Raw genomic sequence first — 15,715 nt, forward strand, 5'->3', positions numbered from 1 at the left:
GATTTGTGTCGAGCGACTGCTTTACCCGGGCACTGCACCTGTCCCGGGTCGAGCTACGCCGAGGGGATGCCGCGCTGGGCGGCCTCCACCAGGGCACGGATCAGGCGCTGCTGGGGGCGGTTGAAGATCAGCCACTCGGGGTGCCACTGCACGCCGATCAGGAAGTCGTGCTCACGGGACTCGATGCCCTGCACCAGGCCGTCGCGGTCCCGGGCGACGATCTCGATCCCCCTGCCGGTCTTCTGCACGGCCTGGTGGTGGAGGCTGTTGATGCGACACCAGGTGACCTCGAGGATGCGGTAGAGCTGGCTGTCGGCAACGATGTCCACGGTCTTGCGCGGCAACACGGTGCGGCGGCGCTTGAGCCCCTCGTGGGTGGTGTAGATATCCGGGTCGAGGGTGCCGCCCAGGTGCACGTTGATCAGCTGGGCGCCCCGGCAGATCCCGAGCGTCGGCGTGCCCTGGGGGATGAAACGCTCCAGCAGCTCGAGCTCGAGCTCGTCGCGCTGCGGGTCGACGCGCACGTCCAGGCGCACCTCATCGTCGTAGAGATGTGCCTGGATATCATCGCCGCCGCCGATGATCAGGCCGTCGAGGTGTTCGGGGACGGGGCGGGAGGGCGACAGGCGATGTGGCCGGCCGCCGTGGCGCCACACGGCGAACCAGTCGAACCACCAGGCGATCCGGCTCTTGGCATCGGAGGTGGTGATGCCGATCAGCGGGCGAGGCGGGAGACTCATCGTGCGGCGATCCAGCGACGCAGGCGGATCAGCAGTCGGCGGGGCGCCGAGGGCCGGTGGCGGGCGAGAAACTGGGCGCTGCGTTCGGCCAGGGTCCCGGGAGTGGCGGCCAGCCGCTCGACCTCGAGCCAGCGGTTCCACTCGGTGACCGCCCCCCAGCCCGGCTCCGAGAGCTGGGCGTTGGGCAGGCGGTAGTGGAAGGTCGGTCGCGCCTTGACCAGCCGGTTCTGCAGCAGCTCATGGGGAAAGTCGGGCGCGAGATGGGCGAACGGCGGCAACATGTCCAGCTCCCGGTTGCGGGTCGGGTTGTCCTCCAGGTAGTCGGCGATCAGCGTCTCGAGATCCGGGGCATAGTCCGGGTCGAGAATCTTGAGGGCGTAGGCGCGGGGGAAGGGGTTGGCGTGGGGCAGCACCTCCCGGGTGATGTCCACGTGGATCTGCTCGCGCAGCCAGGCGGCGGTGAGCAGGTAGGCGCGCAGGTGGGCCAGCAGGCTCTCGACCTCGAGGCTCGGCACCTCGGGGTTCAAGTGCAGGCCGAAGCCGTAGAGCAGACTCGCGTCGCTGCCCTTGGCGCCGTGCTGGCGCAGCGCCTCGAATAGCGCATCCAGCTCGTCCAGCTCGTCCCAGGGCACCGGCGGACAGACGATCTCGGTGGGCACCAGGCCCGTCACCATGTCGCCGATCATCTCGCGGGTGCGGGTGTGGAACTCCCGGCGCATGCGCTCCCACTCGCTGTCGATGGCGGCCTCGGCGGCCATCATCTCCTGGTCGGGGTGAGCGTACTGGGTGTCGAGCTCGATGCCGAACGCCCCCCAGCGGCCGCCGACGACCTTGAGCCGATGGGGGCTCAATACCTCGATCTCGCCGCCGAACAGTGACTGCACCAGCTCGGCCGTGCGCTGAGGGGGCAGGCCGGCGAACTCGATCTCCACCCCGACGCGCCGCGTCTCACCGTCGGCATTGCGGGGTTCGGGTGGCGGTTGCGGCGTCATGTCGGCATCCTGTAGGCCATGGTGTCGGCAGCCTAACATACTGCCTCAAGAATCACGGACGCGACGCCTGTCGCGTTCCAACGCGAGTGGAGAGGGAATCTTGCCTGTAGCGCACCGCATGTACGTTGGCTTTCGCGGCCTGCTGGTCTGGCTGCTGCTGTCGGTACTGCTACTGCCGGCGGTCGCGTCGGCCCAGACCCTGCCGCTGTCCGGCCTGACCAACGGCGGCGAGTCGACCAAGATCCACGACCCCGAGGCCTTCCAGGCCTCGCTCGACGAGGTGATCGCCACCCTGGAGAATGCCGAGCAGCGCCAGGCACTGCTCGAGAACCTGCGCCAGCTCCAGCAGGCCAACGATGCGGCTACCGACCAGGGCGGCCTGACCCGCCCCCAGGGGCTGCTCGGGGCGCTGGCGGAGACCATCACCGAGCTCGGCGAGCAGGCCGACTCCGGCCAGTCGCCGGTGGACGAGTGGCGACGCCAGCTGCGCCAGGGCTGGAGCGACCTGGCGGATCTGGTGGTCCAGACCGGCAACGCGGAGCTGTTGCGCTTCGTGATCGAGTTCGCCGTGCTGCTGGCGATCTGGGTCGGCCTGCTGGTGATCCTGATCGGCCTCGGGCGACAGCTGGCCCGGCGCCGTGGCTGGCCGCTGGACCTGCCCCGGGAGCCGCGAGGCGGGTTGCTGATGATCCACTTTCTGCGCCGCATGCTGCCCTGGGCGCTGGCCTTCCTGCTGGTGCTGGGCATCGGCCAGCTGGTGCCGCCGAGCGCCGGACGCACCGCGACCCTGGTGATCGCCTACGTGGCGCTGTGCGGGCGTACCCTGTCGGTGGTGGTGGAGACGGTGATCTCGGTATTCACCAGCGGCCACCGCTTCACGGCGGTGCAGATCCTGCAGCACCAGAGCCTGCGCACGCTGTTCGTCATCGGCGCGCTGATCGCGCTGGGCGACGCCTTCAACTCGTCGCGGCTCTCGGGGATCATCGGCACCGATCTGGCCAGCCTGATGTCGATCCTCTCCAACATGCTGGCGGCGCTGATCAGCGCGCGCTTCATCGTGCGCTTCAAGCGCCCCATCCAGCACCTGATCCGCAATCGGCCCTACGCCCTGCGCCGCGACCGGGGTAGCATCGGCGAGGTGATGCGGCTGGTCGGCGGCCTGTGGCACGTGCCCGCCATGCTGCTGGTGGGCGGCTCCCTGCTGGCCATCTTCATCACCGTGGGCGACGTGGGGACGGCGCTGGCGCGCTCGATCATCTCGGCCTCGCTGCTGGTGCTGACCCTGGTGGTGACCGGCCTGATCCGTCGCCACGGCCAGCGCCGCTCCAAGCGGCGCCGCATGAGCGATTATCGCCGGCGCCTGGAGCGCTTCGGCTACGCGCTGTCCCATGTGCTGGCCTGGATCGCCTTCGCCGAACTTTCGCTGCAGGTGTGGGGTGCCTCGCTGATCGGCATCGGTCAGCAGGGGGTGGCCAGCGTGCGCATCGGCCAGGCCCTGCTGGCCATCGGTTTCACCCTGCTGTTGGCCTGGCTGACCTGGATCTTCGCCGACACCGCCATCCAGCGCGCGCTGACCAGCCCCGCCCGTGCCCGCGGGCGGCGCGTCAACCTGGCCCGCGCCCAGACGATCACGCCGATGATCCGCAACATCATCTTCGCCACCATCGTGATCATCGCCACCATCGTCGGCCTGGCCAATCTCGGCGTGAACGTCACGCCGCTGCTGGCCGGTGCCGGTGTGATCGGCCTGGCCATCGGTTTCGGCGCCCAGACCCTGGTGCAGGACCTGATCACCGGCATCTTCATCCTCATTGAGGATTCGCTGGCGGTGGACGACTTCGTCAAGATCAACGGCCACATGGGCACCGTCGAGGGGCTGACCCTGCGCACCGTGCGCCTGCGCGACCTGGACGGCATCGTGCATATCATCACCTTCAGCCGCATCGAGTCGATCCACAACATGTCGCGCCAGTTCGGCATCGCCCTGATGCGCATCCGCATCCCCTTCGACATGAAGATCGACGACGCCACCACGCTGATCCAGGAGACGGCCCAGCAGTTGCGCCAGGACCCGATGATGCGCCACCACATCTGGTCGCCCCTGGAGATGCAGGGCATCGACAGCTTCCAGGACGGCTGCGCCATCCTGCGCATGCGCTTTCGCACCGCGCCGGAGATGCAGTGGGACGTGGCACGCGCCTACAACTTGCTGCTTAAGCAGCGGATGGAGGCCCAGGCCATCGACCTCGGCGTCCCACGGCTCAGCGTCAGCATGGAGGGCCAGGGCGGCGGCCGCCTGGACGGCACCGGCGAGGGCGCCGAGGGGCGCGACGCCAGCGGTCGTCGACCCGGCGAGGCGGGGGCCGCCGACCCCGCGGGCGACACCAATGCCCGGGGCGCCGCCCCGGATCCGGGGTAAGCGCGCGTGGCGACCCATCGGGTCTCGGTGGAACGGCGCGACAGCCTGCACCTGCGGATCTCCCGGGTGCTGCGCGAGGAGAGCTCGCACCGGCTCGACGCCTACCTCTTCGTGCCGGTCGAGCTCGGCCTCAACGCCCATGTGCTGTCGGAAGAGGCGTTCTACCACGGCGCGATCCACGTCAAGCGTACCTACTACAGCGACCGTCACCGGCTGCCGCTGGTGATGAGCCGCCTCGCCGGCAAGCGCCTCGATGCCGACCAGTACCGCCTGGGGCTGAGCCTCTACGCCTACCAGTACGTGGTGGCGCTGGAGCGCTCGACCCAGACGCTGCTGGAGCTGTCGCGTCGTGCCCAAAGGGCGGAGAAACGAGGTGACGACAAGGCCGCGAAGGGGCCGGCGCCCGCCCGGAGTAGCACGGCACAGGACGACGAGGAGGTCGAACAGCTGCGCACCCAACTCGAGGAGACCGCCGACCTGGCTCGGGGTATCCTCAGGCGGCTGCGCCGTCAGGAACCCGGCGACGAGAGCCTGCACCGCTACTACGCCAACATCGACAACTACCTCTCCTGGTTCACCGAGCAGAACCTGCTGGCGCTGATCGCCCACCTGCCGCGGGGCAACGACTATCGCGCGATCCGCGAGCGCCTGCTGACAATCTGCCGCGATGAGATCGAGCATCGCCGGGCCCGGGAGTACAACTCCGAGCGGGTGACCCGGGACCCCACCCGGATGTCCAACAAGATGCGCCTGCTGAGGCGGCTGATCGAGCATCCCGTGACCCTCAAGCAGCGCAGCCAGGAGCTGGGCGGTGGCGAGCAGAAGGCGGTGAAGGCCTTCGCCACGGCGGTGGTGATGAGCTTCGTCTCCCTGGGCCTGCTGCAGGCCCGCGAGTCCCTGGGCGACATCACCGCGCTGTTCGTACTGACCCTGGCGGTGATCTATGCGCTGCGCGAAGTGTTCAAGGATGACCTGCGTATCACCCTGTGGCGCTGGCTGCGCCGGGGCCGTCCCAAGTGGCGGCGCCAGTACCTGGATCCCACCAGCAATATCGTCCTGGGTCGCCAGCTCGAGTGGTTTGACTACCAGCGCTATTTGCGACTCGACGAGGAGATCCGCCGGGTGCGCAAGCGCAACATGGCCCAGCGCGAGGAAGTGGTGCTGCACTACCGCTCGAGTTCACGGATGTCGCCGACCCGCTTCCTCAGCGGCTATGACCGCACCCGCGAGGTCCTGACCCTGGACCTCGCGCCCCTGGCGCGCCTGATGGACAAGGGCAGCCACCACGTCTATCGGCTCGAGGAGAAGGGGCAGGTGGTGCGCGAGCCGGTGGAGAAGCGCCACCTGATCAACCTGGTGATCCGCGAGGTGGAGGGCAACGGCACGCCGCTGCTGCAGCGCTGGAAGATCGTCATGAGCCGCTCGAAGATCGTCGACGTCGAGCTGGTGCACGAGGAGGGGCCGGGGCAAAAGACCAAGCCAGGCGGCTGAGCCGCTGCGTATTGAGGCCAGATCCATCCCTCCATCAGCTCTCCTCATGCATTAATCGGGTGGGGTGGGGGCTTCGATGGGCCCTCTACCTTGATCGCTGACTGGGCTGAAAAGGTCGTGCTACAACGCCTCCTCCAGGAGCATGGCGAGTCGCTTGTGGTGCAGGGCATCGGCGGCCGCGTCGTAGGAAGGGGCGTCCTTGGCGGTGAAGCCGTGGGCCGCGCCCTTGTAGAGTTCCGTGGTGAAGTGCACGCCGGCGTGGGCCAGTGCCTCGTCCATGCGGGCGATCTGCTCGGGTGGCAGCAGCGCATCCTGGTCGGCATGGCCGAAATAGACCCGCGCCTCGATGGTATCGACCCCATGTACGGGACTGTCGGGGTCGTCCGCCTCTGCCAGGCGAGCCGAGTGAAAGCCGGCCACGGCGGCTACGTGGCGAGGGTGCTGTGCCGCCATGCGCAGTGCAAAGGCGCCGGTCATGCAGTAGCCGACCACGCCCACCTTGCCGTGCGCGAACTCGGCTTCATTATCGAGGTAGCTCAGCAGGGCGGCGAAGTCTCGGGTCTGGGCCTCGGGTGTCAGGCGGGCGGCATACTCGAGCAGGGTCGGCCGCACATCCGGGTCGCGAAAGGACTTTCCTTTCGGTACCACGGTACCCGCTGCGTCGCGGTAGTAGAGGTTGGGCATCAGCACGGCGTAGCCGTTGTCCGCGATCCGCTGGGCCTTCTCGTGATAGCAGGGGCGCAGGCTACCGATATCAGTGAACAGCACCACCGCCGGCAGCGGGCCGGCGGCATTATCGGGCGTGACGATATAGGCGTCGATGCTGCCGTCGGCGGCGGGTATGTCGATGGCACGAGACATGAGCAGGCTCCGACGTTTCCAGAGTGAGTGACGAAAGCATAGTGGCTGTCACTAGTCGTGCAGGGTCTCTGGGCTCAGGTTCTCGGGCCCGAAGGAGTCTGGCAGCAGCGCCTCCATGTCGTAGTCGCGCAGCAGCGTGCCGCGGGCGTCGACCACCCGGATGCGCGTCGCGGGGGTGGCGAACTCGCGGATGCGCTGGCGGCAGTCGCCGCAGGGCGTGCAGAGATGCTCTCCCGGGCCGATCACGTAGACCTCGCGCAGCTCGCGCTCGCCGGCGCTGACCAGGGCGGCGATGGCCGAGGCCTCGGCGCAGAGCCCCTTGTAGTGGGCGACCTCGACGTTGGCGCCGGCGTAGCGCCTGCCGCTCTCGCCGATCACCAGCGCGCCCACCGGATGGTGCGAGTAGGGCGCATAGGCGCGCTCGCGCACGTCGATCAGCGCCGCGACGATTTCCTGTGGAATGGCGTCAGGCGTCATGGGCTCGCTCATGCCTCGTCCTCCCGGAGCGCGTCGTCGCGCAGCACGCTCTCCAGGGCGATCTCCATCATCTCGTCGAAGGTGCTCTGACGCTCGGCGCTGGAGAGCGAATCGCCCTTGAGGATGTGGTCGGAGACCGTGCAGATGGTGGCGGCCCGGGCGCCGAACTCGGCGGCCACGCCATACAGGCCGGCGGCCTCCATCTCCACGCCGACGATGCCGTAGCGCTTGAGCAGCGCGGCGGTCTCGGGGCGCGGGTCGTAGAAGAGATCCGCCGAGAAGAGGTTGCCCACCTTCACCGCGACGCCCAGCGCCGCGGCCGCATCCGCCGCATGGCGGGTCAGATCGAAGTCGGCGATGGCGGCGAAGTCCATGCCGGCGAAACGCGTGCGATTGACCCCGGAATCGGTACAGGCGCCGAGGCCGATCACCACGTCGCGCACCGCCACGTCGTCGCGCACCGCCCCGCAGGAGCCGACCCGGATCAGCCGTGTCACATCGTACTCAGTGATCAGCTCCTTGGCGTAGATCGAGACCGACGGGATGCCCATGCCGTGGCCCATCACCGAGATCGGCCGGCCCTTGTAGGTGCCGGTGTAGCCGGACATGCTGCGCACCGTGTTCACCTCGCGCGCCTGTTCGAGGAAGGTCTCGGCGATGTAGCGGGCGCGCAGCGGATCGCCGGGCATCAGCACGGTATCGGCGAAGTCGCCGCGTTCGGCGTTGATATGGGGCGTGGCCATCACCAGGCTCCTGTGTCAGCGGGTGAGAGGAAGCGCTCGCCATCGTCCATGGGCGGCAGGCCCAGGTACACCGCCAGGCTCTGGCCGATATCGGCGAAGCTCGCTCGGGCGCCCAGCGAGCCGGGGGCGAGCCCGGCGCCGAGCGCCAGCACCGGGATGTGCTCGCGGGTGTGGTCGGTGCCGGTCCAGGTGGGATCGCAGCCGTGGTCGGCGGTGAGGATCAGCAGGTCGTCGTCGCGCAGCCTCTCGAGCATCTCGGGCAGCCGGGCGTCGAAGGCCTCCAGCGCGGCGGCGTAGCCCGCCACGTCGCGGCGGTGGCCGTAGAGCATGTCGAAGTCGACGAAGTTAGTCATGATCAGCGAGCGCTCGCCGGCCTCATCGAGGGCGGCGAGCGTGGCGTCCATCAGGGCATCATGGCCGCTCGCCTTGCGCGTTTGCGTGATCCCGCAGTGGGCATAGATGTCGGCGATCTTGCCGATGGCGATCACCGTGCCGCCGGCCTCAAAAAGCCGCTGCAGCACCGTGGGGGCGGGCGGCTCGACGCTGTAGTCGCGGCGGTTGGCGGTGCGGGCGAAGGTCGTCGCGTCCTTGCCCGTGAAAGGCCGCGCGATCACCCGCCCGATGTTGTAGGGCTCGAGCAGTCGTCTTGCGATCTCGCAGAGCTCATAGAGCCGCTCGAGGCCGAAGGCCTCCTCGTGGGCAGCGATCTGGAACACCGAGTCCGCCGAGGTATAGACGATGGGCTTGCCACTTTCGACATGCGCCTCGCCGAGCCGGGCGATGATCTCGGTGCCCGAGGCGTGACAGTCGCCGAGCACGCCGGGCAGCCCGGCCTCCTCGACCAGCGCCTCGAGCAGCTCGGCAGGGAAGCTCTGCTCGCGAGCCGGGAAATAGCCCCAGTCGAAGCGCACCGGCACGCCGGCGATCTCCCAGTGGCCGGAGGGAGTGTCCTTGCCCGAGGAGAGCTCCCGGGCGTGACCGTAGGCGCCGATCACCTCGTCCGGCACCTCGACGCCCTCGGCCCAATGGCCGGTACTCTCGCGGTGGGCGTGGAAGAGCCCGAGCCGGGCTAGGTTGGGCAGCGCGAGCGGGCCCCGGCGCCCCGGGCCGGTATCGGGGCCCGCTGGACGGTCATTATCCGCCGCACCCTGGGCGCAGGCGGCGGCGATATGGCCCAGGGTGTCGGCGCCGGCATCGCCGAAGCGCTCGGCATCGGGCGTGGCGCCGATGCCGAAGGAGTCGAGGACCAGCACGACGGCGCGGCTCATGGTACCTCCCGACGAATCACGTCGTGGGTCAGTGGGGGCAGGGAAACGTGTTCGTCGCCGACGCGCATGGCGTCGCGCAGCCGTCTCCCGGCCATGTCAGCATCGTCCACGCTGGCGGCATGGACCAGCGCCAGGGGGCGGTCGCCGTCGACGACCTCGCCGAGCGAGGCGATGCGCGACAGCCCAACGGCGGAATCGATGGCCGCGCCCGGCGTGCGTCGCCCGCCGCCCAGGGCCACCACGGTAAGGCCCAGCGCGCGGGTGTCGATGGCCTGCACACCCCCGGGGCGCTCGGCGTAGACGGCGCGCACCACCGGGGCCTCCGGCAGGTGGGCGGCGGGGCGCTCCAGCAGGTCGTGCGGGCCGCCGAGGCCCGCCACCATGCGCGCGAAGCGCTCGGCGGCCGCCCCGGAGGCGAGCGTCGCATCGAGCTTCACCAGCGCGGCCTCGCGTGAGTCGACCAGGCGGCCGGCCACCAGCAGCTCGGCGGCCAGGCTGCGCGTCACCTCCAGCAGCCGGCCGTGGCGCTTCTCGCCGCTCAGCAGGCGGATCGCCTCGTGCACCTCCAGGGCATTGCCGGCCCGCGGCGCCAGGGGCTGGTTCATGTCGGTGATCAGCGCCGTGGTGCGGGTGCCGGCGCGGCTCGCCACCTCGGCGATAGTCGTGGCGAGCTCCCGGGCGGCGTCGAGGGTGGGCATGAAGGCGCCGCTGCCCACCTTGACGTCCATCACCAGACCCTCGAGGCCGCAGGCGAGCTTCTTGCCGAGGATGGAGCTCACGATCAGCGGCAGCGATTCCACTGTGGCGGTGACGTCGCGCACCGCATAGAGGCGGCGGTCGGCCGGGGCGAGGTCGGCGGTCTGGCCGATGATCGCCACGCCGACCTCACGCACCAGGCGCCGGAAGGTGGCGGTGTCGGGGCTCACCGAGTAGCCGGGGATCGCCTCGAGCTTGTCCAGGGTGCCGCCGGTGTGGCCCAGGCCCCGCCCGGAGACCATCGGTACGTGGCCGCCGCAGGCGGCGATCCAGGGCCCCAGCACCAGCGAGACCAGGTCGCCCACGCCGCCGGTGGAGTGCTTGTCGAGCACCGGTCCCGGGAGGTCGAGGCCGGACCAGTCGAGCACCTCGCCGGAGTCACGGATCGCCTCGGTCAGCGCCACCGTCTCGTCGGCGTTCATGCCTTGGAGAAACACCGCCATGGCGAGTGCCCCCACCTGGGCATCGGAGAGCCGGCCGTCACTGATGCCGGCGACCAGTTCACTGATCGCCGCGCGATCGAGCGCGTGGCCATCGCGCTTGGCCCGGATCAGCTCCTGGGGCAGGGCGGCCTTGGTCATCAGGCGCCTCCGATCTGCCCGGCATCGTCGGCGAGGGTCACCAGCAGGTCGTCGAGCAGCGCCGAGGCGCCGAAGCGGAAGTGCGCCGGGGTGATCCAGGCCGCGCCCATCAGGCGCGCGGCGAGCTGCAGGTAGGCTTGGGCATCCTCGACGGTGCGCACGCCGCCGGCCGCCTTGAAGCCGGCGTCGATGCCGCTGTCGCGGATCGCGGTCAGCATGATCTCTGCGGCCTCGAGGGTGGCGTTGATCGCCACCTTGCCGGTGGAGGTCTTGAGGAAGTCGGCCCCGCCCTCCAGCGCCAATTCGCTGGCGCGGCGGATCAGCGCCGGGTCCTTGAGCTCGCCGGTCTCGAGGATCACCTTGAGCGCGGCGTCGCCGGCGGCCTGCTTGCAGAAGGCGACCAGCTCGCGGCCGGTCTCCTCGTCGCCGGCCAGCAGGGCGCGCCAGGGGAAGACCACGTCCACCTCATCGGCGCCGGATGCCGCGGCGCTGCGGGTCGCCCGGGCGGCGGCCATGATGTCGTCGCCGCCGTGGGGGAAGTTGGTGACCGTGGCCACCTTGACGATGCCCTCGAGGCCGTGGGCCTTCAGCGCACGGCGCGCGGTGACCACGAAGTCTGGATAAACGCAGATCGCCGCCGGGGTGCCGGCGGGGGTCTTGGCGCGCTGGCAGAGGGCCTCGATGGTGGCGTCGGTGTCGTCGTCGTTGAGGCTGGTGAGGTCCATCAGCGCCAGGGTCTGGCGTGCGGCCTGTTGCAGTTCGGTCATGGGGGCTCCGGTACGGCGTGAAAGTGGGGGCGTTAGAGTGCCGTCGCCGCCCCGCCGCAGAGGGCCGACGACGGCGCGGTCATGCGGCGGCCAGGGCCAGGAAGAAGCCGGCCAAAGACGCCGACATCAGGTTCGAGAGGGTGCCGGCCAGCACCGCCTTGAGGCCGAAGCGGGCGATCTCGTGGCGGCGGCTCGGGGCGATGCTGCCCAGTCCCCCGAGCAGGATAGCGATCGAGGAGAGATTGGCGAAGCCACACAGGGCGAAGGAGAGCACCGCCATGGTGTGGGGTGTCATCAGCTGCCCGGTGGCGGCCACCACCTGTTCGCCGTCGAGGTAGGGGGCAAGATTGATATAGGCCACGAACTCGTTGACCACCAGCTTCTGGCCGATGAACGAGCCGGCGAGCGTCGCCTCCTCCCAGGGCACGCCGAGCAGGAAAGCCAGCGGCGAGAAGAGCCAGCCGAGGATCAGCTCCAGGCTCAGCGACTCCAGGCCGAACCAGCCGCCGATGCCGCCGAGCATGCCGTTGATCAGGGCGATCAGGCCGATGAAGGCGAGTAGCATGGCGCCGACGTTGGCGGCCAGCATCAGGCCCGAGCTGGCGCCGGCCGCGGCGGCGTCCAGCACGTTGGTGGGATGGTGCTCCTCGGCGTCGAGGCGTTCCTCGGCCTCGTCCATGTCGTCATTGGGCGTTGCGGTCTCCGGCATCAGCAGCTTGGCGAACAGCAGCCCGCCGGGTGCGGCCATGAAGGAGGCCGCGACCAGGTACTCCATGGGGATGCCGAGCGCGGCGTAGCCGGCCAACACCGAGCCCGCCACCGAGGCGAGCCCGCCGCACATCACCGCGAACAGCTGCGACGGGGTCATGCGGGCGATGAAGGGCCGCACCACCAGCGGCGCCTCGGTCTGGCCGACGAAGATGTTGGCGGTGGCGGAGAGCGACTCGGTGCGCGAGGTGCCCAGCGCCTTCTGCAGGGCGCCGCCGAGCAGGCGGATCACCCACTGCATGATGCCCAGGTAGTAGAGCACGGCGGTCAGCGAGGAGAAGAAGATGATCACCGGCAGCACCTTGATGGCGAAGACGAAGCCGGTGGCCTCGACGTCGGCCAGGCCGCCGAACACGAAGTCGATGCCGTCGTTGGCGTAGAGCACCACCTGGCTGACGGCGTCGGAGACGGTGGCGAGCACCGCCTGGCCGACCGGCACGTAGAGCACGAAGGCGCCGATGCCGGCCTGGATGGCGAAGGCGCCCAGCACGGTGCGCAGGCGAATCGCGCGGCGGTCGGAGGAGAACAGCAGGGCGATGGCAACCAGGGTCACCATGCCGACCACGCTCATGAAGAGGGTCATGGGGCACCTATCCGATGGGGCGGCCTGGAGGGGCAGGCATGCGGGTGAATGTGACGCGTGAGTGTGAGGTGAAAACTATCACATTCAGTGTTATTTTTTTAACATCTTTCAGTCATCGTGGGTCGTTTTCCGGGACTGAAAACGGCGCTGGAAACGGGGCATCAGGAGAGCCGCAGTAGATGAACGAACGCAGTGCCCGGCGCCTCGCCCGGCTGAGGGAGGCCCTCGCCCATGGCGGCAGCCTGCGGCTGCACGAGGCCGCGGTGCTGTGCGGCGTCTCGCCGATGACCATTCGCCGCGACCTGGCCGCCTCCGAGGGCGGGCTGCAGCTGATGGGAGGCCACCTGGTGCGCAGCGACGATCCGCGCTATGCGCCGGTCTACGACCTGGCCGCCCAGCAGGATCGCCACGCCGCGGCCAAGCGCCGCCTCTGTCGGCTGGCGCTCGATCGCATCGCGACCGGCGACACCCTCTTCATCGACTGCGGCACGACCCTGATGCCGCTCGCCGCCGGTCTTCCCCGCGACCGCTCTCTCACCGTAGTGACCTACGCCCTCAACGTGGCCGAGGCGGTGAGCGTGCTCCCCGGGGTGCGCCTGATCCTGCTGGGCGGGCTCTATCACGGTTCGTCGCGCTCCTTCGCCGGCGACGAGGTGGACGCCGCCATCCGCCGCCTCGGCATCAACAAGGCCTTCCTCTCCGCCGCGGGCGTGCACGAGCGCCAGGGCCTGACCTGCTTCCACTTCCATGAGGTGGCGCCCAAGCGGGCGGCCATCGCCACCGCGGCGCGGCGCCTGCTGGTGGTGGACGAGAGCAAGCTCGGGGTCATCCGCCCGATGCGCTTCGCCGGGCTCGATGACATCGACGAGATCGTCACCGACGCCACGGGCGACGAGCGCATCGTCGGGGGCGAGTCCGCCCGGCCCTGAGGTGGCGACTGCAGGAGGCGCATAAAGCTGTCCGGCATCAAGGCAGGACGCTCAAAGGGTTGCTAACTTGAAAGGCGACTCACCGAGAATAACGACTATCCATCGTCTGGAGACACGCCCTATGCAAGCCGCAGATGTCATGACGACCAACGTGATCACCGTTACCCCCGAGAGCGATGTCGGCGAGATCGCCAGCCTGCTGTTGGAACACGGCATCAGCGCCGTGCCGGTGGTCGATGCCGACGACCGGGTCCTCGGCATCGTCAGCGAGGGAGACCTGATGGCGCGGATCGAGCCGGAGGAGGACGAGCGCCGCTCCTGGTGGCTCAGGATCTTCAGCGGCGGCGGCGATGCCGGGGACTACGTGAAGACCCACGGGCGCAAGGCGGGTCAGATCATGACCCCCAATCCCCTTACCGTGGACGAGAACGAGCCGCTGCACCACATCGCCTCACTGCTCGAGAAGCGCCGCATCAAGCGGGTGCCGGTGGTGCGCGACGGCAAGCTGGTGGGCATCGTCAGCCGCTCCAACCTGCTGCGCGGCTTCTCCGTGGCGCGCCAGCCGGCCGGCGGCGACGACGACCGCGCGATCCGCGATGCCATCCTCAAGGAAGTGGACGAGAACACTGGCGTGATGGTCGACCGCCTCAACGTTATCGTCGCCGACGGCAAGGTGCAGCTGTGGGGGCTCGTCGAGAGCAAGGAGCAGCGCTGGGCCGTGCAGGTCGCCGCGGAGAACATCGACGGCGTCAAGGAGGTCGAGAACAACCTGGGCTTCGTGCCGCGGGGCGTGGGGACGGCCTGAGTTCGACCGCGCGCGTTTTTCCTGGTTTCGCGAGAGTTCGACACCAACGACAGCGGGGCGGCCAGGAGGCCGCCCCGCTGTCAGTCATGCCATCTAGGCCATCCGCGGCGCGGCGGCTCTCTGGGAGAAACCTCGAGCTACGCCGCGAACCAAGTCGCGGACTAATTTTCGCGGATCACGCCTCGGTGGCCTGCACCTTGGAAAGCGCTGCTTGCAGGCTCTCCAGGGTGCGCTCCGGGTGGTGGAGCTTGTCGAGGCCGAACAGGCCGATGCGGAAGGTGCGGAAGTGATCGCCCTCGTCGCACATCAGCGGCACGCCGGCGGCCACCTGGACGCCGGCCTCGAGGAACTTGGCGACGATGGCCTCGTCATCGGTGTAGCTGACCACCACGCCAGGCGCCTCGAAGCCCGGCGCCGCCACGCTCCGGTAGCCATGTTTGGCGAGCATGTCTCGCACCAGGCGACCTACTTCACGCTGTTCGTCACGCACCTTGTCGAAACCGTACTGCTGGGTCTCGCGCATCACGTCGCGCAGCTGGCGCAGGCCGTCGGTGGGCAGGGTGGCGTGGTAGGCGTGTCCGCCGCCCTCATAGGTCTCCATGATCGAGAGCCATTTCTTCAGGTCGCAGGCGAAGCTGGTGCTGGTGGTCTCCTCGATGATTTCGCGCGCCTGGCGAGAGAGCATGACCATGCCGCAGCAGGGGCTGGCGCTCCAGCCCTTCTGGGGGGCGCTGACCAGCACGTCGACGCCGACGTCCTGCATGTCGACCCAGAGGGTGCCGGAGGCGATGCAGTCGAGTACCAGCAGGCCGCCCTCGTCGTGGATGGCGTCGGCGATCTTCTGCAGGTAGTCGTCCGGCAGCAGCATGCCCGAGGAGGTCTCGACGTGGGGCGCGAAGACGATGTCCGGCTGCTGTTCGCGGATCGCCTCGACCACGTCCTCGATGGGCGGCGGCGCGAAGGGCGAGGTCGCATCGTCCTCGTCCAGCCGGCGGGCCTTGAGCACGTTGACGTCGGAGGGGATCTTGCCCATCGACAGGATCTGACTCCAGCGGTAGCTGAACCAGCCGTTGCGGATCACCAGGCAGCGACGGTCCTTGGCAAACTGGCGCGCCACGGCTTCCATGGCGAAGGTGCCGCTACCGGGCACGATGACCGTCGAGTGCGCGTGGTAGACCTCCTTCAGCGTGGCGGACACGTCGCGCATCACGCCCTGGAAGCTCTTCGACATGTGGTTCAGTGCCCGATCGGTATAGACCACCGAGTACTCGAGCAGTCCATCGGGGTCGACATCGGGTAGCAGTCCGGCCATTGCGGTCTCCCTGTTGTGGTACGGGCCATTGCGTATGCTCCAGAGCATATTCGCAATCACGCGTTCAGGCCAGTCGTCCCACGTCCGTCACAGGGCTATCGCCGTTGGCAACATCGCGCAAGGCTTTCCCGGCGACAGGCCTTCGAGGGGGCGCTGTGAATACCTCCCTGTACGCTACCTCCGCCTTCCCTGGCCTCCGGACCCCCTCTTCGACCTGTCCCCG

14 protein-coding genes are annotated in these 15,715 nt (G+C 69.0%); 4 read left to right on the top strand and 10 right to left on the bottom strand.

Features of this window, described 5'->3' with window-relative positions; translation table 11 throughout:
• Nucleotides 1–53 precede the first annotated feature (53 nt).
• Together FEI13_RS06220 and FEI13_RS06225 are read right to left on the bottom strand one after the other, a co-directional pair.
• Entirely contained in the window at nucleotides 54–740 is a 687-nt protein-coding gene (locus FEI13_RS06220) for a gamma-glutamyl-gamma-aminobutyrate hydrolase family protein (RefSeq protein WP_138180454.1), read from the bottom strand.
• Nucleotides 737–1,732: an amidoligase family protein gene (locus FEI13_RS06225; RefSeq protein ID WP_138180456.1), complete on the bottom strand. Its 996-nt coding sequence runs from the start codon at nucleotides 1,730–1,732 to the stop codon at nucleotides 737–739. The genes FEI13_RS06220 and FEI13_RS06225 overlap by 4 nt, the downstream gene beginning before the upstream one ends.
• A gap of 118 nt (nucleotides 1,733–1,850) precedes the next feature.
• Here FEI13_RS06225 and FEI13_RS06230 point away from each other — a divergent pair, with 118 nt between their 5' ends.
• Both FEI13_RS06230 and FEI13_RS06235 read left to right on the top strand, forming a co-directional pair.
• Nucleotides 1,851–4,151, top strand: coding sequence for a mechanosensitive ion channel family protein (locus tag FEI13_RS06230; RefSeq protein WP_138180531.1), 2,301 nt, complete (start codon nucleotides 1,851–1,853; stop codon nucleotides 4,149–4,151).
• Nucleotides 4,152–4,157: 6 nt separating this feature from the next.
• Nucleotides 4,158–5,642, top strand: a complete 1,485-nt coding sequence (locus tag FEI13_RS06235; RefSeq protein WP_138180458.1) for a hypothetical protein — start codon at nucleotides 4,158–4,160, stop codon at nucleotides 5,640–5,642.
• Between the two features lie 120 nt (nucleotides 5,643–5,762).
• Here FEI13_RS06235 and FEI13_RS06240 read toward each other — a convergent pair whose 3' ends face one another.
• The 7 genes from FEI13_RS06240 to FEI13_RS06270 form a co-directional block, all read right to left on the bottom strand.
• Nucleotides 5,763–6,503 (bottom strand): dienelactone hydrolase family protein, encoded by a 741-nt coding sequence (locus FEI13_RS06240; RefSeq protein ID WP_138180460.1) that lies wholly within the window; start codon nucleotides 6,501–6,503, stop codon nucleotides 5,763–5,765.
• Between the two features lie 51 nt (nucleotides 6,504–6,554).
• Nucleotides 6,555–6,992 (bottom strand): cytidine deaminase, encoded by a 438-nt coding sequence (cdd, locus tag FEI13_RS06245; protein ID WP_138180462.1) that lies wholly within the window; start codon nucleotides 6,990–6,992, stop codon nucleotides 6,555–6,557.
• Nucleotides 6,989–7,723, bottom strand: a complete 735-nt coding sequence (gene deoD, locus FEI13_RS06250; protein WP_138180464.1) for a purine-nucleoside phosphorylase — start codon at nucleotides 7,721–7,723, stop codon at nucleotides 6,989–6,991. The genes cdd and deoD overlap by 4 nt, the downstream gene beginning before the upstream one ends.
• Nucleotides 7,723–8,991 carry a phosphopentomutase gene (locus FEI13_RS06255; RefSeq protein WP_138180466.1) on the bottom strand — a complete coding sequence of 423 codons (1,269 nt, stop codon included), beginning with the start codon at nucleotides 8,989–8,991 and terminating at the stop codon, nucleotides 7,723–7,725. Before FEI13_RS06255 ends, deoD begins: the two co-directional genes overlap by 1 nt.
• Nucleotides 8,988–10,328 (bottom strand): thymidine phosphorylase, encoded by a 1,341-nt coding sequence (gene deoA, locus FEI13_RS06260; protein WP_138180469.1) that lies wholly within the window; start codon nucleotides 10,326–10,328, stop codon nucleotides 8,988–8,990. Before deoA ends, FEI13_RS06255 begins: the two co-directional genes overlap by 4 nt.
• Nucleotides 10,328–11,095: a deoxyribose-phosphate aldolase gene (gene deoC / locus FEI13_RS06265; protein ID WP_138180471.1), complete on the bottom strand. Its 768-nt coding sequence runs from the start codon at nucleotides 11,093–11,095 to the stop codon at nucleotides 10,328–10,330. The genes deoA and deoC overlap by 1 nt, the downstream gene beginning before the upstream one ends.
• Nucleotides 11,096–11,174: 79 nt before the next feature.
• Nucleotides 11,175–12,446 carry a NupC/NupG family nucleoside CNT transporter gene (locus tag FEI13_RS06270; protein WP_138180473.1) on the bottom strand — a complete coding sequence of 424 codons (1,272 nt, stop codon included), beginning with the start codon at nucleotides 12,444–12,446 and terminating at the stop codon, nucleotides 11,175–11,177.
• 179 nt (nucleotides 12,447–12,625) lie between these two features.
• On the opposite strand from FEI13_RS06270, the gene FEI13_RS06275 reads away from it, so the two are divergent.
• Both FEI13_RS06275 and FEI13_RS06280 read left to right on the top strand, forming a co-directional pair.
• Entirely contained in the window at nucleotides 12,626–13,375 is a 750-nt protein-coding gene (locus FEI13_RS06275) for a DeoR/GlpR family DNA-binding transcription regulator (RefSeq protein WP_138180475.1), read from the top strand.
• Nucleotides 13,376–13,496: 121 nt separating this feature from the next.
• Nucleotides 13,497–14,180: a CBS domain-containing protein gene (locus FEI13_RS06280; RefSeq protein ID WP_138180477.1), complete on the top strand. Its 684-nt coding sequence runs from the start codon at nucleotides 13,497–13,499 to the stop codon at nucleotides 14,178–14,180.
• A gap of 175 nt (nucleotides 14,181–14,355) precedes the next feature.
• On the opposite strand, the gene FEI13_RS06285 is transcribed toward FEI13_RS06280, so the two are convergent.
• The gene (locus FEI13_RS06285) at nucleotides 14,356–15,492 is read right to left on the bottom strand and encodes an aminotransferase class V-fold PLP-dependent enzyme (RefSeq protein ID WP_138180479.1); all 1,137 of its coding nucleotides are present in this window, start codon (nucleotides 15,490–15,492) and stop codon (nucleotides 14,356–14,358) included.
• Nucleotides 15,493–15,715 lie beyond the last annotated feature (223 nt).

The sequence above is a fragment of the Halomonas urmiana genome, assembly GCF_005780185.1.
Taxonomy (GTDB): domain Bacteria; phylum Pseudomonadota; class Gammaproteobacteria; order Pseudomonadales; family Halomonadaceae; genus Halomonas; species Halomonas urmiana.